At 66.9% G+C, this 20,793-nt stretch carries 20 protein-coding genes; 5 read left to right on the top strand and 15 right to left on the bottom strand.

Annotated elements, in window-relative coordinates:
- Positions 1 to 85 precede the first annotated feature (85 nt).
- The 5 genes from CFB39_RS13620 to CFB39_RS13600 form a co-directional block, all read right to left on the bottom strand.
- Complete coding sequence (locus tag CFB39_RS13620) at positions 86 to 1,213, bottom strand: alpha/beta fold hydrolase (protein ID WP_256991403.1); 1,128 nt, start codon at positions 1,211 to 1,213, stop codon at positions 86 to 88.
- A gap of 95 nt (positions 1,214 to 1,308) precedes the next feature.
- Positions 1,309 to 1,722 (bottom strand): helix-turn-helix domain-containing protein, encoded by a 414-nt coding sequence (locus tag CFB39_RS13615; RefSeq protein WP_089461491.1) that lies wholly within the window; start codon positions 1,720 to 1,722, stop codon positions 1,309 to 1,311.
- Between the two features lie 225 nt (positions 1,723 to 1,947).
- Complete coding sequence (locus tag CFB39_RS13610; RefSeq protein WP_089473374.1) at positions 1,948 to 3,252, bottom strand: MFS transporter; 1,305 nt, start codon at positions 3,250 to 3,252, stop codon at positions 1,948 to 1,950.
- Between the two features lie 128 nt (positions 3,253 to 3,380).
- A complete protein-coding gene (locus CFB39_RS13605; RefSeq protein WP_089473373.1) occupies positions 3,381 to 4,139 on the bottom strand; it encodes an SDR family oxidoreductase in 759 nt (252 codons plus the stop codon).
- A 93-nt stretch (positions 4,140 to 4,232) separates the two neighbouring features.
- Entirely contained in the window at positions 4,233 to 5,672 is a 1,440-nt protein-coding gene (locus CFB39_RS13600) for an aldehyde dehydrogenase family protein (RefSeq protein WP_089473372.1), read from the bottom strand.
- A gap of 421 nt (positions 5,673 to 6,093) precedes the next feature.
- Between CFB39_RS13600 and ppa the strand changes: the two genes are divergently transcribed.
- Positions 6,094 to 6,621 carry an inorganic diphosphatase gene (gene ppa, locus CFB39_RS13595; protein WP_011352863.1) on the top strand — a complete coding sequence of 176 codons (528 nt, stop codon included), beginning with the start codon at positions 6,094 to 6,096 and terminating at the stop codon, positions 6,619 to 6,621.
- A 54-nt stretch (positions 6,622 to 6,675) separates the two neighbouring features.
- Here ppa and CFB39_RS13590 read toward each other — a convergent pair whose 3' ends face one another.
- The 3 genes from CFB39_RS13590 to CFB39_RS13580 form a co-directional block, all read right to left on the bottom strand.
- On the bottom strand, positions 6,676 to 7,494 hold the full coding sequence (locus CFB39_RS13590; protein ID WP_089473371.1) for a GIY-YIG nuclease family protein: 819 nt from the start codon (positions 7,492 to 7,494) through the stop codon (positions 6,676 to 6,678).
- 49 nt (positions 7,495 to 7,543) lie between these two features.
- Complete coding sequence (locus CFB39_RS13585) at positions 7,544 to 8,578, bottom strand: AraC family transcriptional regulator (protein WP_089473370.1); 1,035 nt, start codon at positions 8,576 to 8,578, stop codon at positions 7,544 to 7,546.
- Between the two features lie 303 nt (positions 8,579 to 8,881).
- Positions 8,882 to 10,060: a GNAT family N-acetyltransferase gene (locus tag CFB39_RS13580; protein ID WP_089473369.1), complete on the bottom strand. Its 1,179-nt coding sequence runs from the start codon at positions 10,058 to 10,060 to the stop codon at positions 8,882 to 8,884.
- Between the two features lie 110 nt (positions 10,061 to 10,170).
- Here CFB39_RS13580 and CFB39_RS13575 point away from each other — a divergent pair, with 110 nt between their 5' ends.
- Positions 10,171 to 11,877, top strand: coding sequence for an NAD+ synthase (locus CFB39_RS13575; RefSeq protein ID WP_089473368.1), 1,707 nt, complete (start codon positions 10,171 to 10,173; stop codon positions 11,875 to 11,877).
- Between the two features lie 83 nt (positions 11,878 to 11,960).
- On the top strand, positions 11,961 to 12,299 hold the full coding sequence (locus CFB39_RS13570; protein ID WP_006398637.1) for a P-II family nitrogen regulator: 339 nt from the start codon (positions 11,961 to 11,963) through the stop codon (positions 12,297 to 12,299).
- 143 nt (positions 12,300 to 12,442) lie between these two features.
- Here the strand turns inward: CFB39_RS13570 and CFB39_RS13565 are convergent, their stop codons facing one another.
- Both CFB39_RS13565 and CFB39_RS13560 read right to left on the bottom strand, forming a co-directional pair.
- Positions 12,443 to 13,522, bottom strand: a complete 1,080-nt coding sequence (locus CFB39_RS13565) for a porin (protein ID WP_059531990.1) — start codon at positions 13,520 to 13,522, stop codon at positions 12,443 to 12,445.
- 562 nt (positions 13,523 to 14,084) lie between these two features.
- Positions 14,085 to 15,056, bottom strand: a complete 972-nt coding sequence (locus tag CFB39_RS13560) for a LysR family transcriptional regulator (protein ID WP_373452728.1) — start codon at positions 15,054 to 15,056, stop codon at positions 14,085 to 14,087.
- 88 nt (positions 15,057 to 15,144) lie between these two features.
- On the opposite strand from CFB39_RS13560, the gene CFB39_RS13555 reads away from it, so the two are divergent.
- Positions 15,145 to 15,642, top strand: a complete 498-nt coding sequence (locus CFB39_RS13555) for a GNAT family N-acetyltransferase (RefSeq protein ID WP_089473367.1) — start codon at positions 15,145 to 15,147, stop codon at positions 15,640 to 15,642.
- Between the two features lie 54 nt (positions 15,643 to 15,696).
- Here CFB39_RS13555 and CFB39_RS13550 read toward each other — a convergent pair whose 3' ends face one another.
- From CFB39_RS13550 to CFB39_RS13535, 4 genes are all read right to left on the bottom strand, one after another.
- On the bottom strand, positions 15,697 to 16,476 hold the full coding sequence (locus tag CFB39_RS13550) for an ABC transporter ATP-binding protein (protein ID WP_089473787.1): 780 nt from the start codon (positions 16,474 to 16,476) through the stop codon (positions 15,697 to 15,699).
- A gap of 17 nt (positions 16,477 to 16,493) precedes the next feature.
- Positions 16,494 to 17,207 carry an ABC transporter permease gene (locus CFB39_RS13545; protein WP_011352853.1) on the bottom strand — a complete coding sequence of 238 codons (714 nt, stop codon included), beginning with the start codon at positions 17,205 to 17,207 and terminating at the stop codon, positions 16,494 to 16,496.
- Positions 17,204 to 17,893: an ABC transporter permease gene (locus CFB39_RS13540; protein WP_021158491.1), complete on the bottom strand. Its 690-nt coding sequence runs from the start codon at positions 17,891 to 17,893 to the stop codon at positions 17,204 to 17,206. The genes CFB39_RS13545 and CFB39_RS13540 overlap by 4 nt, the downstream gene beginning before the upstream one ends.
- Positions 17,894 to 18,124: 231 nt before the next feature.
- The gene (locus CFB39_RS13535) at positions 18,125 to 18,907 is read right to left on the bottom strand and encodes an ABC transporter substrate-binding protein (RefSeq protein WP_143329468.1); all 783 of its coding nucleotides are present in this window, start codon (positions 18,905 to 18,907) and stop codon (positions 18,125 to 18,127) included.
- Positions 18,908 to 19,276: 369 nt separating this feature from the next.
- Between CFB39_RS13535 and CFB39_RS13530 the strand changes: the two genes are divergently transcribed.
- Positions 19,277 to 19,972 carry a pirin family protein gene (locus tag CFB39_RS13530; protein ID WP_089473366.1) on the top strand — a complete coding sequence of 232 codons (696 nt, stop codon included), beginning with the start codon at positions 19,277 to 19,279 and terminating at the stop codon, positions 19,970 to 19,972.
- A 70-nt stretch (positions 19,973 to 20,042) separates the two neighbouring features.
- On the opposite strand, the gene CFB39_RS13525 is transcribed toward CFB39_RS13530, so the two are convergent.
- Positions 20,043 to 20,594 (bottom strand): periplasmic heavy metal sensor, encoded by a 552-nt coding sequence (locus CFB39_RS13525; protein WP_089473365.1) that lies wholly within the window; start codon positions 20,592 to 20,594, stop codon positions 20,043 to 20,045.
- Positions 20,595 to 20,793: the final 199 nt, after the last annotated feature.

Here is a 20,793-nt window from a genome sequence, read left to right as displayed (position 1 = left end):
GCTCGCACAACCCGTGCAAAAAAGCCCCGAAGGCCTTTCCGGCATTCGGGGCTTTTGTTCGTCCAGGGTGGGCCTGGATGACGCGTCACGCGCCGAGCTTGCGCAGTAGATCCGCCTCGTTCGAGACGAACCACACCGAGGTACCGCGATTGGACTCGCGAACGAGCGCGCGAAGCGCTTCGCTGCGCGCGAGCCAGTGGTCGATTTCACCGACCACGCCGAGCCGGACGCCGTAGTTGACGAGCTTCTGCAACACGGCGCCTGCGAGGCCACTTTCGAGCCGGTAGAAATCGTCGTGCAGCGCGTCGGCGGGGACCGCGATCCAGTCGGCTTCATGCTCGTGCGCGAGCGCAACGAGGTCGAGCGCATCGCTTTCGCGTTGTACCAGACCGGCGGCGGGATCGCGGACCAGCACACGGTGGCCGGCTGCCTGAACGATTCGGTGGTGCATGCGGGTTGGCTCCGTCGACATGAGAAATGCGAGCACGGTGTCGCGCTGCCCGCGGATGAAGTGGTATTGATCCGGAAGAAACAGGACCTGCGCGTGTGGCACGAGACGCGTCAGGCGATCGTGTGTCTCGCGCGAATCGAGCATGACGTCGCGACCGCCGACGATCGCCAGCACGGGCGTGGACAGCGTGCGCAGCGCGCCGTCGCCGAACACCGGGACCGCTTCGAGGCGCGGCCGGAAGCCGCGATCCACGGCGCGCATGAGCGCGAACGTGTCGCGCTCGGCGGGCGTCGATGCGGGCGGCAGGCGGCCGAGCACGCGCCGTCGCACGCGCGCGCGCCCGACATCGCCGAGCAGTAACAGCGGCAGCGCCCACCACAGAAACGGTTTCTGCCGGCCGATGCCGGACGGGCAGAGCAACGCAAGCCGCGTGACGCGCGTTGGCCGCCGCAACGCGAAATCGAGCGCGGTTCGCGCACCGAGCGAGATGCCGACGAACGCGGCGCGTGACACGCCCAGGCCGTCGAGTACGTCGTCGAGCCACTGCGCGTACGCGTCGCTCGCGAGCGGTGGCCGCGACGGGGCGCTGGGTCCCGCTTCGCCGATTACGTCGATCGCGTAGAGCCGGAAATGCTTCGACCATTCGCCCGCGTAGTGCTGCCAGCTCGCCGCTGTCGTCTGCGCGCCGTGGATCAGTACGACCGGCGGCGCGTGCGCCGGACCGCAGGCAATCACATGCGTGGTGCCATGGCGCGTCTGCACGGTGATGCGCCGATGTCCAGCCGGCCAATGCGACAGCGCAGCCTCGTAAGCCGCGCGAATCGCGCGGGCGTGGCGTGGCGACCTGAAGATCGCGCTCATGTCCCGCTTTGTTGCAGCAGCGCCTCGACCGACGACATCAGCGCAGCCGTGTCGGCCGGCGTTGCGGCAACGATGATCTTGACCAGGCTGGCGGCGGGATCGAACGTGACGTCGATTCGCACCGGGTCGACATACGACGTGCGGCCGGATGCCATCGCATGCAGCGACCGCGACAGGTACTGGTGCAGCGACTGCGGCGCATCCGGAATGTCGACGATGCTGGTGACGCGCACCGCACGCGGGACGGGCGCGGCCGGCTTCGTTTGCGCGAACGCGGCAAGGTCGGCGTCGAGGATGCGGTACGCGCGGCCGACCCGCGCTGCATGCAGCTTGCCCTCGCGGATGAAGCGCAGGACGGTTTTTGGGTGGAGGCGCAGGCGGGCGGCGGATTCTTCGACGGTATGGAACATGATCGGCCAGTGGTGCTCAAGATATTCCCTATTGTTCCATGATAAATGGATTAATAGGGAATATTCTGGGCGGCGCTGAGTCATCGTTGACGGGATACCGAACCCGCATCTCTCGAGCGGTGCGTGCGTGGAAGCAGAAACGCCCCGCCGGCCGGAGCGGTTCCGGCCAGCAGGGCGTTCCGGGTGTCGGTCGGTTATCGGCCGGCGGGCGTCATGCGCCCGGCGTTACTTGTCGACGAGCCGCTTCGGTACCGACAGCGCCAGCAGCCCGCCGAGCACGAGAAACCCGGCGAGCATGTACATGCCCGAATCGTTGGCGCCCGTTGCCTGCTTGAGCCAGCCCATCATGTACGGGCTGAGGAAGCCGGCGAGGTTGCCGATCGAGTTGATCATCGCGATGCCGGCCGCGGCCGCCGTGCCGCCGAGGAAGGCGGTCGGCAGGCTCCAGAACAGCGGCAACGTCGTCAGGATGCCGATCGTCGCGAGCGTGAGGCCGAGCATCGCGAGCGCGGTCTGGTGCGCCCAGATCACCGACAGCACTAGCCCGAGCGCGCCGATCGCGGCCGGGATCGCGACGTGCCAGCGGCGCTCGCGGTGCCGGTCCGCGCTGCGTGCGATCAGGATCATCGCGACCACGGCGGCCGCATACGGAATCGCCGACAGCAGGCCGATCATGAGCGTGTCGGTCACGCCCGTCGCCTTGATGATGGTCGGCAGCCAGAAGCCGACGCCGTAAAGCCCCATCACGAACGAGAAGTAGATCAGCGCCATCAGCCACACGCGCGGGCTCGCCATCACGGCGCCGAGCGGCGGGTCTTCCTTGGTGGCCTCTTCGGCAGCGACGTTGCGCATGAGCAGCGCCTTTTCGTCGTCGGTCAGCCAGTTTGCCTTCTCGATCCGCTCGTCCAGCTTGAGGAACACGACCACGCCGACCAGCACCGACGGGATACCCTCGAGCAGGAACAGCCATTGCCAGCCGTGCCACCCGCTGATGCCGTCGAACGCCTTCAGGATGAAGCCCGAGAGCGGCCCGCCGATCACGCCGGACAGCGCGACGGCCGTCATGAAGAACGTCGTCATGCGGCCGCGCCGGTGCGCGGGATACCAGTAGGTGAGGTAGAGGATCACGCCGGGGAAGAAGCCCGCCTCGGCGACGCCGAGCAGGAAGCGCATCACGTAGAACATCGTGGGCGTCGTGACGAACATCGTCAGGATCGAGATCACGCCCCACGTCGCCATGATCCGCGCGATCCACACGCGCGCGCCGACCCTGTGCAGGATGATGTTGCTCGGCACCTCGAAGAGGAAATAGCCGAAGAAGAAGATCCCGGCGCCGAGCCCGTAGACGGTGTCGCTGAGGTTCAGGTCGCTCGCCATCTGCAGCTTCGCGAACCCGACGTTCACGCGGTCGAGATACGCGACCACGTAGCACAGCAGCAGGAGCGGCACGAGCCGCCACGACACCTTGCGGTAGGTCGCTTCCTCGAATGCGCCGGACGAGCCCGGCAGCGACTGCGTCGATGTTGCCATGTTGTCTCCTGTCCTTATAGTTGGCCGGGGAGGGCGCAGCGGCACCCGATCCGGTTTCGTGCGAAGCAATGCGTGGATGCCGTGCCGGCCGGCGAAACCCGGCGCGGCACGCGAACAGCGCGATGCGGCTAGATGCAGCGTCCGCCGTCGACTTCGAGACAAACGCCCGTGATGAATTCAGCTTCGTCGGAGGCAAGGTAAAGCGCCGCGTTCGCGATGTCCTGCGGCGTCGAGAAGCGGCCGAGCGGGATCGTCGCGAGGAACCGGCTACGGTTCTCGGGGGTGTCCTCGCAGCCCATGAATTCGGTCATCAACGCCGTTTCGCCGAGCACGGGGTTGATGCAGTTCACGCGGATGCGGTCGGCGCCGAGCTCGGCCGCGAGCGACTTGCTCGCGGTGATCATCGCGCCCTTCGTGCTGTTGTACCAGACGAGGCCTGGCCGCGGCCGCACGCCGGCCGTCGACGCGACGTTCACGAACACGCCGCCGCCCTGTTCGCGAAAGTACGGCACGAAGGTCTGCACGCACCAGAACAGGCTCTTCATGTTGACCGCGTACACGCGGTCGAATTCGGCTTCCGTCACGTCGAGCACCGGCTTGTTGCGGTGCGTGGTGCCGGCGTTGTTCACGACGATCTGCACCGCATGGAAATCGTCGAGCGAGGCTTGCAGCAGCCCGTGCCAGTCGTCCTGCCTCGACACGTCGCCGGCCACCGCGATGGCCTTGCCGCCCGCGAGCGCGATCTCGCTCGCGACGCGCTCGGCTGCCGCGCCATTCAGGTCGTTGACGACGACGTTCGCGCCTTCGCGCGCATAGGTCTTCGCGATGCCTTCGCCGAATCCCGAGCCGCCGCCCGTGACGATTGCCGTCTTGCCGCTCAACCGCATGGTGTGTCTCCTGTGCTGGATATGAGTGTCGTCGTGCTTCGGCACGCGGCCCGGGTGCTGCCGGCCGCGTGCCAGGTGCTGCATGCGGCGCGGTCAGCCGTGCCGGATCGCGATCGTCTTCAGCGTGGTGAAGCCGTACAGTGCCTCGAAGCCTTTCTCGCGGCCATGTCCCGAGTGGCCGACGCCGCCGAACGGCAGCTCGACGCCGCCGCCCGCGCCGTAGTTGTTGATGAACACCTGGCCCGCCCGCAGGCGCCGCGCGAGCCGCATCTGGCGTGCACCGTCGCGCGTCCAGATGCCCGCGACGAGGCCGTACGGCGTGCCGTTCGCCAGCGCGACGGCTTCGTCCTCGTCGACGAAACGCATCGCGGCGAGCACGGGGCCGAACACTTCCTCCTGCGCGAGCCGGTGCGACGGCGGCACGTCGCGCAGCAGCGCGGGCGCCTGGTAGAAGCCGCTTTCGGGCGCGTCGGCGACGACCTGCCCGTGCGCGGCCATCGGAATGCCGTCGTGCTGCGCGTCGGACAGGAAATCCCACACGCGCTGCTGCTGCTTCGCGTTGATCAGCGGGCCGCAGTCGAGGTCGGCGCGGCTCGGGCCGACGCGCAGCCCGTTGAACGCGGTGGCGAGGCGCTCGACGAGCGGCTCGTACACCGCGCGCTCGATCAGCACGCGGCTGCCGGCCGAACAGGTCTGCCCGCCGTTCTGCACGATCGCGGACACGAGCACGGGCAGCGCCGCTTCGAGATCGGCGTCGGCGAACACGATCTGCGGCGACTTGCCGCCGAGTTCGAGCGTGACGGGTACGTGGTTCTCGGCCGCCATCTGCGTGACCAGCTTGCCGGTGGCCGGCGATCCCGTGAACGAGATGTGGTCGATGCCGGGATGGCGTGCGAGCGCGGCGCCGGCTTCATGGCCGTAGCCGGTGACGATGTTCAGCGCACCGGCTGGCAGCCCGGCCTCGACGGCCAGCTCGGCGACGCGCAGCAACGACAGGCACGCATCCTCGGCTGGCTTGACGACGCAGGCGTTGCCGGCCGCGAGCGCGGCGCCGACGCTGCGCCCGAAGATCTGCATCGGGTAGTTCCACGGCACGATGTGGCCCGTGACGCCGTGCGGCTCGCGCACCGTCAGCACCGTGTAGCCGGCTTGATAGGGGAGGGTTTCGCCGTGCAGCTTGTCGGCGGCGCCTGCATAGAACTCGAAGTAGCGCGCGAGCGCGGCTGCGTCGGCGCGCGCCTGTTTCAGCGGCTTGCCGGTGTCGCGCGCTTCGATCGCGGCGAGTTCGTCGATCGAGGCGGCGACACGCGCCGACAGGCGCATCAGCACGCGGCCGTGCTCGGCGGCGCTGGCGGCGCCCCACGGGCCCGCGAATGCGTCGCGGGCCGCGGCGACCGCGCGCTCGATGTCGGGCGCCGTGCCGCGGGCGATCGACGCGAACGGCTGGCCGTCGGAGGGATCGACGACCGCGATGGTTTCCAGTTGCGCGGGCAACGTCCATTCGCCCGCGATGAAGTGCTTCGCCTCTTCCATGCCAGCTCCTGTCGACCCGAGTTAGCGCTTCAGCGCTTACTCGGGTCCCATGCTTCGCGGTCGGCCCGAGTTGGCACTTCAGCGCTTACTCGGGCCCCATGCTTCGCGGTCGACCCGAGTTGGCGCTTCAGCGTTTACTCTGGCCCCATGCTTCACGGTCGCGCCGAGTTGGCGCCTCAGCGCTCACCCGGGCCCCAAGTTTTGCGGTCGGCCGGCGACAGCGCTTCAACCGCCGACACCGATTCCACGTCACGCGGCCGATGATTCAACGGCCGGGCATCCGGAACGATTATCGGCCGATCGTCATCCGGACGCCACCGGTCGATTGGCTATAATGGCGCATTCCCTTGCGGGACGCCTGCGGCGATGCATCGGCCGCGGCGCCCTGTCCCGAATTCCCATCGACCTACAGAGAGTGCTCATGAGCTTCAATCATGTTCCGGCCGGCAAGGACCTGCCGCAAGATTTCAACGTGATCATCGAGATTCCCGCGCAAAGCGATCCGGTGAAGTACGAGGCGGACAAGGAACTGGGCCTTCTCGTCGTCGACCGCTTCATCGGCACGGGCATGCGCTATCCGGTGAACTACGGCTACATCCCGCAGACGCTGTCGGGCGACGGCGATCCGGTCGACGTGCTCGTGATCACGCCGTTCCCGCTGCTGGCAGGCTCGATCGTGCGCTCGCGCGTGCTCGGCATGCTGCAGATGACCGACGAGTCGGGCGTCGACGCGAAGCTGGTCGCCGTGCCGCACGACAAGGTCTGCCCGATGACGGCCAACCTGAAGTCGATCGACGACGTGCCCGAGTACCTGAAGGACCAGATCAAGCACTTCTTCGAGCAATACAAGGCGCTCGAGAAGGGCAAGTGGGTGAAGGTCGAAGGCTGGGCCGGCATCGAAGCCGCGCACAAGGAAATCACCGACGGCGCAGCGAACTACAAGAAGTAAGCGGCGTACCGGCCAACGGCCGGTTCGTGCGAAACGCCAACCGCGCGTGTCTCCTCAGGAGGCCGCGCGGTTTTGTTTTGTGCGTTGGGGTCGCTTGCGTGCGGCGGCGGGTACGGCCGCGGGCGACGGGGCGGTGGACGGCGCATCCTTCGTGCGCTTCGCGCGGCGAGGGACAACAGGAGCCGCCGGCGCTTCGGCGGCTTGGGTAGCAGCCGGGCGGCGGCGACGCGATGCGGGCGCGGCATCTTCGCGTGCGTTCGTGATGAGTTTGCCGCTGGCTGCAGGCGCCTTTCCTTTCGACGAAGCGGGTGCGTCCGGCTTGTCCTTTTTTACCGATGTGTCGCGCGATGAAGTCTTTTTTGCGACCCCATCGTTGTCGGGCTTCTTGCGCTGTGCGACCGGGGCGGCTTTTGTCGCCTTGGAAGGCTTGGCGGCTTTTGCAGGTTTGTCGACCTTTTCGGCTTTCCCGGCCTTTCCGGCCTTCTTCGGGCTTTTGCCCGTCTCGACCGTCTTCTCCGCACGATCGACGTTCTTCGCCTTCTTCCGCCCGCGCGCACCGGCCTTCAACCCGACCTCGTCACCGCTGGTATCGACGGCCACGACGGCCGGCAGCACCGACTCCAGCGTTCGCAACCCGGCCGCCAGCTCCCGCTTCTGTACCGCCGTGAGCTGCTTCACCCAGTACTCGGCGCGCGACGCGCTCGACCGGTCGGGCAGTGGAAACGACGCGAGCACCGCACGCGGCTTGCGCGAGCGCGTATAGCGCGCGCCCTTGCCGGATGCGTGCTCGTCGAAGCGCGCGGCAACGTCGGTCGTGATGCCCGTATAGACGCTGTCGTCGGCGCATTCGATCAGATACAGAAACCAGGACATGGCAGGGCGGCAGGATGCGAAGCCGCCAGTGTCTCAGAAAAAGCGCCCGTCAACGCCACCGCTCGCCGTGCCCGTCGCGAAAGCGGCTCGGCGCCGCGCCGAGTTCGCGCGTGAAGAAGCGCGTGAACGCGCTCGTCGAACGGAAGCCGACCCGCGCGCCGATCTCGCCGATCGGCAGTTGCGTATTCAGCAGCAGGTCGCGCGCTTCACCGAGCCGCGCCTGCGCGACGAGCGCATGAAACCCGACCGCTTCGCGATGCAGCCGCCTGCGCAGTGTCCAGCGCGACATCGCGAAGCGCGCGCAGACGTGCTCCATCAGCGTGTCGGACGGCACGTCGGCGTCGTCGGACGTGCGCAGCCAGTCGCGCACGCATTGCTCGACCGACGCGCCGAACGTCGAGCGGGCGCGCACGCGCTCGCGCGCGGCGTCGGCCGCCTGACGCTGGATGTCCGCGAGCGGCGCGTTGTAGCACTCGAACGGCGTGTCGAAGCGCGCGGAGCGCAGCACGACGCGGTTGCATGCGGCATCGAACGACACCGTCGCGCCGAGGAGATCGCGCAGCGCGGCCGTCGGCGCAAACGCGCGGCCCGCGAACGCGGCTTCGTCGATCCGCACGTGCGGATCGTACAGGCGCGCGAGCGCGACGAGGATCGCGAAATTCGCGAACGCGCTGCTGGCGGGCCTTCCGTCACCTTCGTTCACGTACTCGAGTGCGATCACGTCGCCCGTTTCATGCGCGAAAAGCCAGTCGACGTTGCCGATCAGTTCGCGGTAGCGCAGGTAGCCGCGCAGCGCGTCGCGCAGCGTCGCGGCGTTGCAGGTGATGCCCGCGAGCTCGGGGAATGGCGCGAGCCACGGCACGACCTGTGGCGGCGGCCGATGCCAGGACAACGGCCAGTCGCTCATCAGCCGCATCGCGGCGACATGCCGATCACCGGGGATGCGCCGCGCGTCGTCGGCGAGATCGGCCGCGCCGATGCCGAGCGTCGCATACAGCGGCGCGACGTCGAAGCCGTTGCGCCGCATGTCGTCGAGCGCCTGTCGGTAGACCCGGACGGATACCGATTTCTGTCGTAACTCCATGTCTCTCTCCATGACCTTCGGGTTGCCCCCGCTGCGAGAGGTCAGGTACTGCTCCTGCCGGTCAAGCATGGTGACCGGTCGATTTCTTTTAACTGGGACGCTGGAGTGGGGTGACAAGTACAACAGATCGATTCAGGCGGATCAATGAAAACTCGCTGTTCCGGCGTTTGACGATTGCGTGCGCGTGGGCGATCCAGGCGTTGCCGACGACGGTGACGCGTGCCGCGCACCGGGCCGACGGAGCCGTGCGGCATGCGGCGAAGCCGGCCGTGACTTCGTCGCATGCTGGTGCCGCTGATGACGTTACTGGCCGCCGCGCCGGAACGGATCGTGTTCGCGCAGTTCGTCGACGTACGCATGGATATGCTCGGTCTCGCGTTCGAGAAAACGTGCGACCGCGTCCGAGAACGCCGGGTGCGCGAGCCAGTGCGCGGAGTGCGTGACGGTCGGCAGGAAGCCGCGCGCGAGCTTGTGTTCGCCCTGCGCGCCGCCTTCGAATGTATCGAGCCCGGCCTCGATGCAGAATTCGAGCAACTGATAGTAGGCCGTTTCAAAATGCAGGCAGGGCACGTGTTCGAGCGCGCCCCAATAGCGGCCATACAGCGTGCCACCGCCGTTTTCGCCGCGCCTGTAGACGGCGAGCGCACTCGCGATCGGCTGCCCGCCGGCTTCCGCGATCACGAGCAGCAGGTTCTCGGGCATCGTCGCGCCGATCGTGCGGAAGAAGTCGAGATTCAGGTACGGGCTGGAATAGTGTTCGCGGTAGGTCTGCCGGTAGCAGCGCGAGAAGAAACGCCAGTCGGCGTCGGTGATCTGGTCGCCGGTGAGCCGCCGGAACGTCACGCCCGCGTCGTGCACCTTGCGCCGCTCGGCGCGGATGTTCTTGCGCTTCTTCTGCTCGAGCGTGCCGAGGAAATCGTCGAAGTGGCGGTAGCCGTCGTTGATCCAGTGGAACTGCACGCCTTCGCGCAGCATCATCCCCATCGATTCGAGGAGCGCCGCTTCGTCGCCGGTCGGGAACAGCACGTGCAGCGACGACACGTCGCTCTGCTCGGCGAACGCGAGCAGCGTGGCCGCGAGCCGGCGGCGCGCGTCGTCGTCGGCCGCGAGCAGGCGCGTGCCCTGCACGGGCGTGAACGGCACCGCGCACAGCAGCTTCGGGTAGTAGGGCAGGTCGTTGCGCTGGTACGCGTCGGCCCACGCCCAGTCGAACACGTATTCGCCGTACGAATGCTGTTTCGCGTAGACGGGCGCGGCGGCCGCGAGGCGGCCGGTGCGCTCGTCGGTCAGCGTGACGAAGTGCGGCGACCAGCCGGTATCGTCGACCGCGCAGCGCGCGACGTGCAGCGCGTCGAGGAATTCGTGGCGCAGGAAGGGGGTCGGCTGCGCGTCGCGGGCGAGCAGCGCGTTCCATTCTTCGGCCGGCACCTCCGCGGGGGACGACAGGATGCCCGTGCGATAATCGATGCGTTCGTGTTTCAAGCGTGAATCCGTACCGTTCTGTGTCGCCGGATGCGCGGGCCTGCGCGGCCCGCACCGGGACGATTTCGTCAGCCGTTCAGGGCGCGCCGCCGGGCTGCGCCGATCCCGCCATGAAGACCCGACTCGCTCTTGCCCAGATCAACGTCACCGTCGGCGACTTCGCCGGCAACGTCGCGCGAATCGTCGCGGCCGCCCGCGCCGCGCACAACGATGGTGCGCAGCTGATGGTCGCGCCGGAACTCGCGCTGTCCGGCTATCCGCCGGAAGACCTGCTGCTGCGGCCCGCGTTCTACGCGGCGGCGGCCTCGGCACTCGATGCGCTCGCCGACGCGCTGAAGGCATTCGACGGGCTCGCGGTGCTGGTCGGCCATCCGCTGCGCGGCATGGGCGAAGGCGCGCACGCGCCAGCCGTCGATGGTAATGCAAACCGCCCGATCGAGCGCGGCGTGCCGCCCACCGATACCTATAACGCGGTTTCCCTGATCGTCGGCGGCGAGATCGTCGGCACCTACCGCAAGCAGGACCTGCCGAACGCCGAGGTGTTCGACGAGAAGCGCTACTTCGCGACCGACGCCGAGCCGCTCGTGTTCGAGCTGAACGGCGTGAAGTACGGCGTGATCATCTGCGAGGATGCGTGGCACGCGTCGGCCGCGCAGATCGCGAAGGCGGCCGGCGCGCAGGTGCTGCTGATCCCGAACGGCTCGCCGTACCACATGAACAAGGAAGCGGTGCGCTTCGACATCCTGCGCGCACGGATCCGCGAAACCGGGTTGCCGATGGTGTACGTGAACCTCGTCGGCGGCCAGGACGAGCTCGTGTTCGACGGCGGCTCGTTCGTGCTCGACGCGCAGGGTGCGCTCGTCGCGAAGATGCCGCAGTTCGACGAAGGGCACGCGATCGTCGAATTCGACGGCGCGCGGCCGCTGCCGGGCGCGATCGCGCCCGAGCTGTCGACGCACGCGCAGGTGTACCGCGCGCTCGTGACCGGCGTGCGCGACTACATCGGCAAGAACGGGTTTCCGGGCGTGCTGATCGGGCTGTCGGGCGGCGTCGATTCGGCGCTGGTGCTGGCTGTCGCATGCGATGCGCTCGGGCCGGAGCGCGTGCGTGCGGTGATGATGCCGTCGCGCTTCACGGCCGACATCTCGACCACCGACGCGGCGGAGATGGCGCGGCGCGTCGGCGTGCGCTACGACGAGATCGCGATCGCGCCGATGTTCGATGCGTTCCGCGCAGCGCTCGCGTGCGAGTTCGCGGGCCGCGCGGAAGACGCGACGGAGGAGAACATCCAGGCACGCATTCGCGGCACGCTGCTGATGGCGCTGTCGAACAAGTTCGGCTCGATCGTGCTGACGACCGGCAACAAGAGCGAGATGGCGGTCGGGTACTGCACGCTGTACGGCGACATGGCCGGCGGGTTCGCGGTGATCAAGGACATCGCGAAGACGCTCGTGTACCGGCTGTGCCGCTATCGCAACGAAACGGCCGACTACCCGCTGCGCGACGTGATCCCGGAGCGGATCCTCACGCGCGCGCCGTCGGCCGAGCTGCGCGAGAACCAGACCGACCAGGACAGCCTGCCGCCGTACGACGTGCTCGACGCGATCATGCGCATGTACATGGAAGAGGACCGGCCGCTCGCCGAGATCGTCGCGGCCGGTTATGCGCAGGCCGACGTCGAGCGCGTGACGCGGCTCATCAAGATCAATGAATACAAGCGCCGCCAGGCGCCGATCGGCATTCGCGTCACGCATCGCGCGTTCGGGCGCGACTGGCGCTATCCGATCACGTCACGGTTTACCGAACGGCTCGATTGAGCGGTGTTGGGCCGCGTGCGGCTCGCAGGCTTACAATCGGGGTCGCGATTTTGCATCCAAACGAGCATTGGGGGACAACCACCATGAAACGCATCACTGCCATCATCAAGCCGTTCAAGCTGGACGAAGTCCGCGAAGCGCTCGCCGAAGTGGGTCTCACGGGCCTGACCGTGACGGAAGTGAAGGGCTTCGGCCGCCAGAAGGGCCATACCGAGCTGTATCGCGGCGCCGAATATGTCGTCGACTTCCTGCCGAAGATGAAGATCGAGGTGGTCGTCGCGGAAGCGCAGGTCGACCAGGTGATCGACGCGGTGATCGGCGCGGCCCGCACCGGCAAGATCGGCGACGGCAAGATCTTCGTGTCGGATGTCGAGCGCGTGATCCGCATCCGCACCGGCGAAGAGAACGAAGCGGCCGTCTGAGCGCCGCCTTCGTCGAAGGGCCGCACAAAGCCGGCCCGCCAATAAAAAACGGTGCGATACCCGGTTGGGTACCGCACCGATACGCGCCTCTCGCAGCAGCGTGGAAAACGTCGTTGAATCGATTCTTTGAGAACGGCGCCTGATCAGAACAGGTGCTGGATGCCGGCGTAGACGCCGGTCTGGCTGCCGCCCGGATTCGGGTTGCCCGTCGACACGGCCGTACCGGCGCCGTTCGCGTTCAGGCCGAAGTTGGCGTTCTTGCTGTTGCGCACCGTCGCGACCTGCAGGTCGAACAGCGTGCGCTTCGAGATGTTGTACGAACCGCCGACCGTGTAGATGTTCGCGTTGCCGCCGCCGTGGTTCGCGTTCACGTGATACACGGCTGCGATCAGCGCCGCTGCCGGCGTTGCCTGCCACGTCACGCCGCCCCAGACCTGCTGGGTGCCCGTCACGCCGGCGTTCACTGCCGGGCCGCCGCTGCCGTCTGCGCGCGATGCCTGGTAGGCCGCTTGCACCTTGAACTGGCCGAGGAACACGTTCACGCCCGCGAAGTATTCACGCGAGTAGTTGAACACGTCCGAGAACCGGCCGTTGCTGTCGCGCGTTTCGTCATAGATACCGCGCAACTGGAACAGCGAATTCGTGTAGGTGACCTGTGCACCGGCTGCACGGCCCGGTTGGCCGGCCGTCGTGTTGCCGTTGAAGCTGGTCGAGTTCGAGAACGAGAACTGGCCGTAGAAGTCGAGGCCGTAGAACTGCGGCGACTGGTACGACACGTTGTTGCTGGTCTTGTTCCAGTTGCGGCCGCGCACCAGCGAGGCCGTCGACCAGGCCGACTGGCCGAACGGGTCGAAGTCCCACACGCCGTTGGCGATCGCGAGCTCGCGACCCAACAGCAGCGTACCGTAGCGGTCGTTGGAGATGCCGACCGTCGCATAACGATCCCAGATCGAGCCGCTGAAGCCGCCCGTCATCGTGTTGAACGCGCCTTCGAGGTGGAACAGGATCTTGTTGCCGCCGCCGATGTCCTCGGTGCCCTTCAAGCCCCAGAGGCTCGTGCCCCAGTCGCCGCTTTCCGCGCGCACTTGGTGGCCGTTTTGCAGGCCGTTCATGTACTCGATGCCGGCATCCAGGCGGCCATACAGCGTGACGCTGCTCTGCGCGTGCGCCGTCACCACCCCAGCAGCCATCAGCGCGGCCGCGACCAAAGCTTTCTTCATCATCTCCTCCATACCCTGTCAAAAAGTCAACCCAGACTGCACGAGATGCCCGGAGCGCGAGCGCCGGGCAAAAGCGGGATAACCAGGGAGACCTCGTGCAGGGCCGGTAAGCGCGGCACGCGGGCAAGCGGACGGAAAACCGTTGAGCGGTCCCGCGCAGCCGGGTCGGCCTGCGGGGTCTCCTTGTAGTGTCGTGAAGCTAAACTACATTTCACGAACTTCGTTTTGCTACTTTGGTTACTAATTTAGCAAAAATACAATTTTGTGGCGATGGAAATCGTTGTTTGACTAACACGTGTCGCCAAATTGCCATGCAACACGGTGGGCAACAGGGGTGCCAAGGGTTTGCAATTAACGGAAAACCCTTGTCCCGCAAGGGAGACACGAATCTGGCAAACAGGGGTCAAGGATTGCCACTATTGACGCTGCGAGGGCGCGGGCGTAAGCGTCGGACGCGAGAAATTGGTAAGTATTTCGTAATGAATGGACGGCTGCCGGAGAGGGCCTGCGGGTGCCTGAAACGCTTGTCCGTCAACGCCCGGCGCGAGGTACCAACCTGTGTCGGTCAGGCAGCGGCGGGCCTTGCGTCGAGCAACTGCGCGCGAATCCAGCGATGTGCATCGGTGCGCGCATGCTTCGCGTGCGAGTAGACCTTCACGGTGTAGCGCGGAATCTCGAACGGCGCCGGAAAGAGGCGGATCGGCGCCGCGTGCCGCAACGCCTGCGCGGCGCGGTTCGGCACCGTCATCAGCAGCGCGGATTCCGCGATCACGAACGGTGCGGCCAGCACCGTCGGCAACTGCACGGCGACCTGCCGCGCGAGGCCGAGCCGGTCGAGCACATGGTCGACGACACCGCGCGACTCGTTCCACGGCGTGACGACCACGTGGCGTGCCGCCAGGTACTGGTCGAGCGTCAGCCGCCGGCGAATCTCCGGATGCGTGGCGCTCGCGATCACGACGTAGTCGTCGGAGAACCAGTCGAAATCCTCGATGCCCGGCGCGTCGGCCGCCGATTCCTCGTGGTAGCCGAGCGCGAAATCGATGCGGCCGGCCGCGAGTTCGTCGACGGAGATCTTCCGGTCGGAATGCACGACGCGGATCCGCAATTGCGGCGCGACATGCTGGATGCGCGCGAGAAACGCCGGCAGCACGGCGAATGCCGTGTAGTCGGTCGCCGCGAACACGAACGTGCGGTCGCTTTGCGCGGGATCGAAGCGGCGTGCGCGGGCGAGCCCCTTCGACATCGTGTCGAGCGCGTCGCCGGCCCAGGCTGCGATGTCGTCGGCGCGCACGGTCGGCTGCATCTCGTTGCCGAGGCGCACGAACAGCGCGTCGCCGATCGCGTCGCGCAGCCGCGCGAGCGCGTGGCTCAGGGCGGACGGGCTCAACGCGAGCTCGTGTGCGGCCGCGGCGACGGACCGGTGGCGGTACAGCGCGTCGAACACGAGCAGCAGGTTCAGGTCGAGGCGGCGCAGGTCGGGATGCATCATGTTCAGGTCCGGATGAAGAAACTGCACTTCCTGCAGGGGCTGCATGAACGTAGCATGACGCTCTGATGGGTGCCAGCGCGGCTGCGCGGCATCGTTTCCCGTTACAAGCCAGGGCCGGAGGAGGGCTCAACCCGTGCAAATCGATATCCGTTCCGCCACCGTCGCCGACGTGCCGCAGATCCTGCATTTCATCACCGAGCTGGCCATCTACGAGAAGGCGGAACACGAAGTGATCGCGACGCCCGCGTCGCTCGAGCGCAGCCTGTTCGGCGAGGGATCGCCGGCGCGCGCGCTGATGTGCGAGGTCGACGGCGAGCCGGCCGGCTTCGCCGTCTATTTCTTCTCGTATTCGACGTGGCTGGCCCGGCAGGGGCTGTATCTCGAAGATCTGTACGTGTCGCCACGCTTTCGCGGCGCGGGCGCCGGGCTGCGGCTCCTGAAGGCGCTCGCGCGGATCGCGGTCGAGTCGGGCTGCGGGCGTTTCGAGTGGAGCGTGCTCGACTGGAACGAGCCGGCGATCCGCTTCTACGAGAGCGTCGGCGCGGCGCCGCAGAGCGAATGGGTGCGCTACCGGCTCGCGGGCGACGAACTGCGCGCGTTCGCTGACAGCGCGCCGGTGAGCGCCGCGTAAACGCAAAACGGGCGCCGCGCGGCGAACCGCGGGCGCCCGCTCAAACGGCGTGCGTTACTTGAGGCTGCCCGACAGGAACCCGCGCAGCCGCTCGCTCTTCGGGTTCGCGAACACCTCGGACGGCACGCCTTCTTCCTCGACGCGGCCCTGGTGCAGGAACATCACATGGTTCGACACGTTGCGCGCGAAACCCATCTCGTGCGTGACGACGATCATCGTGCGGCCTTCCTCGGCGAGCTTCTGCATCACCTTCAGCACTTCGCCCACCAGCTCCGGGTCGAGCGCCGACGTCGGCTCGTCGAACAGCATCACGTCCGGATGCATCGCCAGCGCGCGCGCAATCGCCACGCGCTGCTGCTGGCCGCCCGACAGGTGCGACGGATACTGCTTCTCGACGCGCGGCGCGAGGCCGACTTTCTCGAGATACGTGCGCGCACGTTCCTCGGCTTCCTTCTTCGGGATGCCGAGCACGTTCACCGGCGCTTCCATCACGTTCTCGATCACGTTCATGTGCGACCAGAGGTTGAAGTGCTGGAATACCATCGACAGCTTGGTGCGTACGCGCTGCAGCTGCTTCGTATCGGCGGCGCGCAGCGCGCCGGTCTTGTCGAGCGCGGTGCGCACTTCCTCGCCGTCGACGAAGATGCGGCCCGCGTTCGGCTGCTCGAGGAAGTTGATGCAGCGGAGCATCGTGCTCTTGCCGGAACCGGACGAGCCGATCACGCTGATCACGTCGCCCGAGTTCGCCTTCAGCGACACGCCCTTGAGCACCTCGTTGTCGCCGTACCGCTTGTGCAGATCGTCGACGAAAAGCTTCTGAGTCTGGGAATTCATCATAGTCCTGCGAAAACTTACTTGCCTTGCGGGCGCAGATACGCGAGCCAGCGGCGCTCGGCCTGGCGGAACAGCCAGACGAGCGTGAACGAGATCACGAGATAGAGCAGGGCGGCGATGCCGAACGCATGGAACGACATGTAGGTCGCCGAGTTGACGTCACGGGCGATCTTCAGGATGTCCGGCACGGTCGCGGTGAAGGCGACGGTGGTCGCGTGCAGCATCAGGATCACTTCGTTGCTGTACAGCGGCAGCGCGCGGCGCAGCGCCGACGGCAGGATCACGCGGCGGTACATCGTGAACGTCGACATCCCGTACGCACGTGCGGCTTCGATCTCGCCGTACGAGGTCGCCTTGATCGCGCCCGCGAAGATTTCGGTGGTGTACGCGCAGGTGTTCAGCGTGAACGCGAGCAGCGTGCAGTGCATCCCGTCGCGGAAGAACGCGTCGAGCATCGGCGTGCCGCGCACGGCCTGCAGGCTGTAGAGGCCCGTGTAGCAGAGCAGCAGCTGCACGTAGAGCGGCGTGCCGCGGAACACGTACGTGTAGAGCCACACGGCGCCCGACAGCCACTTCTTCTTCGACACGCGCGCGACCGCGAGCGGTATCGACAGGCAGAAGCCGAGGCCGATCGACACGACCAGCAGCCACAACGTGATCGCGACACCGGTGATGCGATAGCCGTCGGTGTAGAGATAGTTGCGCCAGTATTCTTGGATGAGTTCGATCATAGGTCAGCCTTGCGGACGCCGGTCGAGTAGCGCTTTTCGAGCCACATCAGCACGAAGTTCGAGATCGTCGTGATCGCGAGGTAGACGGCACCCGCGATCAGCGTGAAGAAGAAGAACCGCAGCGTGCCCTTGCCGGCATCCTGCGACGCCTTCACGACGTCGGCGAGGCCGATGATCGACACGAGCGCGGTCGACTTCACGAGCACCTGCCAGTTGTTGCCGATGCCGGGCAGCGCGAAGCGCATCATCTGCGGGAACATGATCCGCGTGAACACCTGCCAGTTCGTCATCCCGTACGCGCTGCCGGCCTCGAGCTGGCCGCGCGGCACCGACAGGAACGCGCCGCGGAACGTCTCGGTGAAATACGCGCCGTAGATGAAGCCGAGCACGAGCACGCCGGCGAGGAACGGGTCGATGTCGATCTGGTCCCAGCCGAGCGCGTCGGTCGCCATGTTCAGCCAGATCTGCAGGCTGTAGAACAGCAGCAGCATCAGCACGAGGTCGGGCACGCCGCGGATCAGCGTCGTGTAGACGGTGCCGACGCCGTTCGTGAAGCGGTTGCGCGACAGCTTCGCGCCCGCGCCGAGCAGGCCCAGCAGGAACGACAGCGCAAGCGAAAGCACCGCCAGTTTGACGGTTTGCCAGGTGCCTGCGAGGATCAGCGGGCCGTAACCTTGTAGAAACATTGAGTGGTCCCTGGTGTGGTCCCTTAGGGCGCACGCGGTGCGCCGCGAAAGACGCATTCCGCCCAAGCTGCGCGGAACGCCCCGTGCGTATCGTGACCGTCCGCCCCGGCATCGGTGCCGGGCCCGTCCGTCGCGCGAGCGGCGGGCAGGGGGCGGGCGGCGCGTGGTTGACTGCCTGTACTGCCCGGGTGCGGGGCCGCCCCCGCATCCGTCGTCTCTTCTTTTCGTTGCTCAGCGGGCCGAAGCCGAATAGACGCTGAACGCGAAATACTTGTGCGACAGCCGGTCGTACGTGCCGTCCTTGTGCATGTCGGCCAGCGCCTTGTTGATCTTGAGCTTCAGGTCCGTATCCTCCTTGCGCAGGCCGATCGCGGTGCCGTCGCCGATCGTCTTCGGATCCTTCACTTCCGGCCCGGCAAACGCGAAGCCCTTGCCGCGCGGCGTGCGCAGGAAGCCGTAGTCGGCCTGCAGCTCGTCCTGCAGCGTCGCGTCGAGACGGCCCGAGCCGAGGTCGGCGTAGACCTGGTCCTGGTTCTGGTAAGGAATGATCGTCACGCCCTGCGGCTCCCAGTACGCCTTCGCGTAGGTTTCCTGCGTCGAGCCCTGCTCGACGCCCACGCGCTTGCCCTTCAGCGATGCAACCGTCGGCAGCAGCGGCGAGCCGGTCTTCGCGATCATCCGCGCCGGCGCGTCATAGACCTTGTCGGAGAAGTCGATCTGTTCGCGGCGCTTGTCCGTGACGGTCAGCGACGACACGATGACGTCGTACTTCTTCGCCTTCAGCGCCGGGATGATCCCGTCGAGATCCTGCGCCACCCACACGCATTTCACGTTGATTCGCTTGCAGATTTCCTTGGTGAGATCGACGTCGAAACCGACGATCTCGCCGCTCGGCGCGGTCGACTCGAACGGCGGGTAGCTGGCGTCGACGCCGATCCGCACGGTCTTCCACTCCTTCGCGAAGGCGCTGCCCGCCATGAGGGCGAGGGCGGCGCACAGGGCGGCCTTCTTCATTTCCATCCTTCTGTTGCTGACTTTCCGGGAGCACTCGCGGCCGGTTGGACCGGGCGCCGCGGCGTATTCTAGACGGCCAAAAATCGCCGATCGGCGCTCTGGCAATGGCGGCCGCCGGAACGGCGAACGCCAAAAGGCCGGTATTTTACCCGAACGCGATACCCGGAAACCGGCAATCCGGGCCGACCGATCGATTCTTCGACGCATTGATCCGGCTGTTGCGATAATCGCTGCATTCGCAATGGACATTGCATCGATTGCATCCGCAGGTGCAACGATGCGGTGCGCAGGCGGCGGATTGTGGCGCGATTGGCACACTCATACAGTGATGGCATGGCAGAACCATGCATCCCACGGAGTGTCCGTTCCATGTTCCAGATCCGCCGCGCCGCCGATCGCGACCAGCGCAGCCATGGCTGGCACGAATTCCTTCACAGCTTTCCTGGGGCGTCCGGCCGGAGCGGGCCGCCGGCGTTCGGCGCGTTGCGCGAACTGAACGAGGAATGCATCGCGCCGACCCGCGGCTACGGGATGCGGCCGTACCGCGACGCGGAAATCGTCACCTACGTGCTCGACGGCGCGCTCGCGCATCGCGACAGCCTCGGCAACGGGGCGATCGTCCGTGCGGGTGGCGTGCAGCGCATGAGCGCCGGCAGCGGCGTCATGCTGAGCGAAACCAACGCGTCGCGTGACGAGCCGCTGCGCCTGCTGCGGATCTGGCTCGCGCCGGCCGGGGCAGGCGGCCGGCCCGGCTACGTGCAGACGCGCTTTGCCGATGACGAGAAGCGCGGCCGGCTGCGGCTCGTCGCGGCGCCGGACGGAGGCGACGGTGCGCTGCCGATCGGTGCGGACGCACGCATCTTCGCGGGGCTGATCGACGGCGACGAGGCGGCGGCGTTCGACGTGCCGGCCGGGCGCCGCGCGTACGTGCACGTGGTGCGCGGCGACGTCGTGGTGAACGGCTACGCGCTGTCCGCGGGCGACGGCGCGCGGATCGGTGCCGTGGACGCAGTGGCGTTCGCGCGCGGCCAGGCGGCCGAGGTGCTGCTGTTCGACGTCGCCTGAAACGCAAAAAGGGGACGCGGGCTGGTGCCCGCGTCCCCTTCGATGCCGCTGCGCGGAGCGGCGCGCCGGCTTACTGCGCCGGCGCCGACGCGGCCTTGGCCGCGCGATGCTGCTCCCAGCGCTCCTTCATCTTCTCGTGGCGCTGTTCCATCTTCGCGAACTGCTGCTTGAGCGCCGTGCTGACCATCGTCTTCTGCTGGTCGTTCAGCCCGTTGTAGAACGTGAGCCATGCGGCGGACGTCTGCTCGCGCAGTTGCGCGTTCTGCGCCTCGGCCTGCTGGCGTGCCGAGTGCATCGCGCTCAGGTCCAGGATCGGCTGGTTCTGCTGCGCCTTGAACTGGTCGCGCATCTGCTCGTGGCTCTTGCGCATCGCGTCACGGTTCTGCTTCATCGTGTTGACGGCCGCCTGCCATTGCTGTTCCTGCGACGCGTTGAGCTTCAGCTGGTCGTGCAGTTTCATGATCGCGCCGAACGGGCCGCCTTCGTGCCCGCCATGCATCTGGTGGGCGCCGGGGCCACCCGGAGGCGGCATGTCGTTGGGCTGCGCGGCATGCGCGGTGCCGAATGCGAGAGCGAGCACGGTGGCGGCCGCGATGGCCACGCGGGAAGTCTTCTTATACATTTCAGAAACTCCTTGTATCCAAAGGGTCCGGCGATGCGGGTCCGGGAAAACCGGGTGCCGCATCCGGTAAGACGCAGGTTAGCGATGCAGGCTGCGGCCGGTGTTACGTGGGGCGGTGGCCGGGTTACCGCGCATTACAGTTCCCTTGCGCGGTAACCCGCAGTAACCCTTTCGTCCCTTTGTTTCGTTCTTCGACTCC

This window comes from Burkholderia sp. AU6039 (assembly GCF_002223365.1).
Taxonomy (GTDB): Bacteria; Pseudomonadota; Gammaproteobacteria; order Burkholderiales; family Burkholderiaceae; genus Burkholderia.
Note: the sequence above shows the minus strand (reverse complement) of the source record. Positions and strands in the feature narration are given on the sequence as shown.

Bases quoted from the DNA above. Each gene is read 5' to 3' on its own strand.
- CFB39_RS13615 (WP_089461491.1), bottom strand. From the start codon at position 1,722: ATGTTCCATACCGTCGAAGAATCCGCCGCCCGCCTGCGCCTCCACCCA.
- ppa (WP_011352863.1), top strand. From the start codon at position 6,094: ATGAGCTTCAATCATGTTCCGGCCGGCAAGGACCTGCCGCAAGATTTC.
- CFB39_RS13570 (WP_006398637.1), top strand. From the start codon at position 11,961: ATGAAACGCATCACTGCCATCATCAAGCCGTTCAAGCTGGACGAAGTC.
- CFB39_RS13590 (WP_089473371.1), bottom strand. From the start codon at position 7,494: ATGTCCTGGTTTCTGTATCTGATCGAATGCGCCGACGACAGCGTCTAT.
- CFB39_RS13585 (WP_089473370.1), bottom strand. From the start codon at position 8,578: ATGGAGTTACGACAGAAATCGGTATCCGTCCGGGTCTACCGACAGGCG.
- CFB39_RS13540 (WP_021158491.1), bottom strand. From the start codon at position 17,893: ATGTTTCTACAAGGTTACGGCCCGCTGATCCTCGCAGGCACCTGGCAA.
- CFB39_RS13525 (WP_089473365.1), bottom strand. From the start codon at position 20,594: ATGTATAAGAAGACTTCCCGCGTGGCCATCGCGGCCGCCACCGTGCTC.
- CFB39_RS13600 (WP_089473372.1), bottom strand. From the start codon at position 5,672: ATGGAAGAGGCGAAGCACTTCATCGCGGGCGAATGGACGTTGCCCGCG.
- CFB39_RS13575 (WP_089473368.1), top strand. From the start codon at position 10,171: ATGAAGACCCGACTCGCTCTTGCCCAGATCAACGTCACCGTCGGCGAC.
- CFB39_RS13560 (WP_373452728.1), bottom strand. From the start codon at position 15,056: ATGCAGCCCCTGCAGGAAGTGCAGTTTCTTCATCCGGACCTGAACATG.
- CFB39_RS13605 (WP_089473373.1), bottom strand. From the start codon at position 4,139: ATGCGGTTGAGCGGCAAGACGGCAATCGTCACGGGCGGCGGCTCGGGA.
- CFB39_RS13545 (WP_011352853.1), bottom strand. From the start codon at position 17,207: ATGATCGAACTCATCCAAGAATACTGGCGCAACTATCTCTACACCGAC.
- CFB39_RS13535 (WP_143329468.1), bottom strand. From the start codon at position 18,907: ATGAAGAAGGCCGCCCTGTGCGCCGCCCTCGCCCTCATGGCGGGCAGC.
- CFB39_RS13550 (WP_089473787.1), bottom strand. From the start codon at position 16,476: ATGAATTCCCAGACTCAGAAGCTTTTCGTCGACGATCTGCACAAGCGG.
- CFB39_RS13530 (WP_089473366.1), top strand. From the start codon at position 19,277: ATGTTCCAGATCCGCCGCGCCGCCGATCGCGACCAGCGCAGCCATGGC.
- CFB39_RS13565 (WP_059531990.1), bottom strand. From the start codon at position 13,522: ATGATGAAGAAAGCTTTGGTCGCGGCCGCGCTGATGGCTGCTGGGGTG.
- CFB39_RS13610 (WP_089473374.1), bottom strand. From the start codon at position 3,252: ATGGCAACATCGACGCAGTCGCTGCCGGGCTCGTCCGGCGCATTCGAG.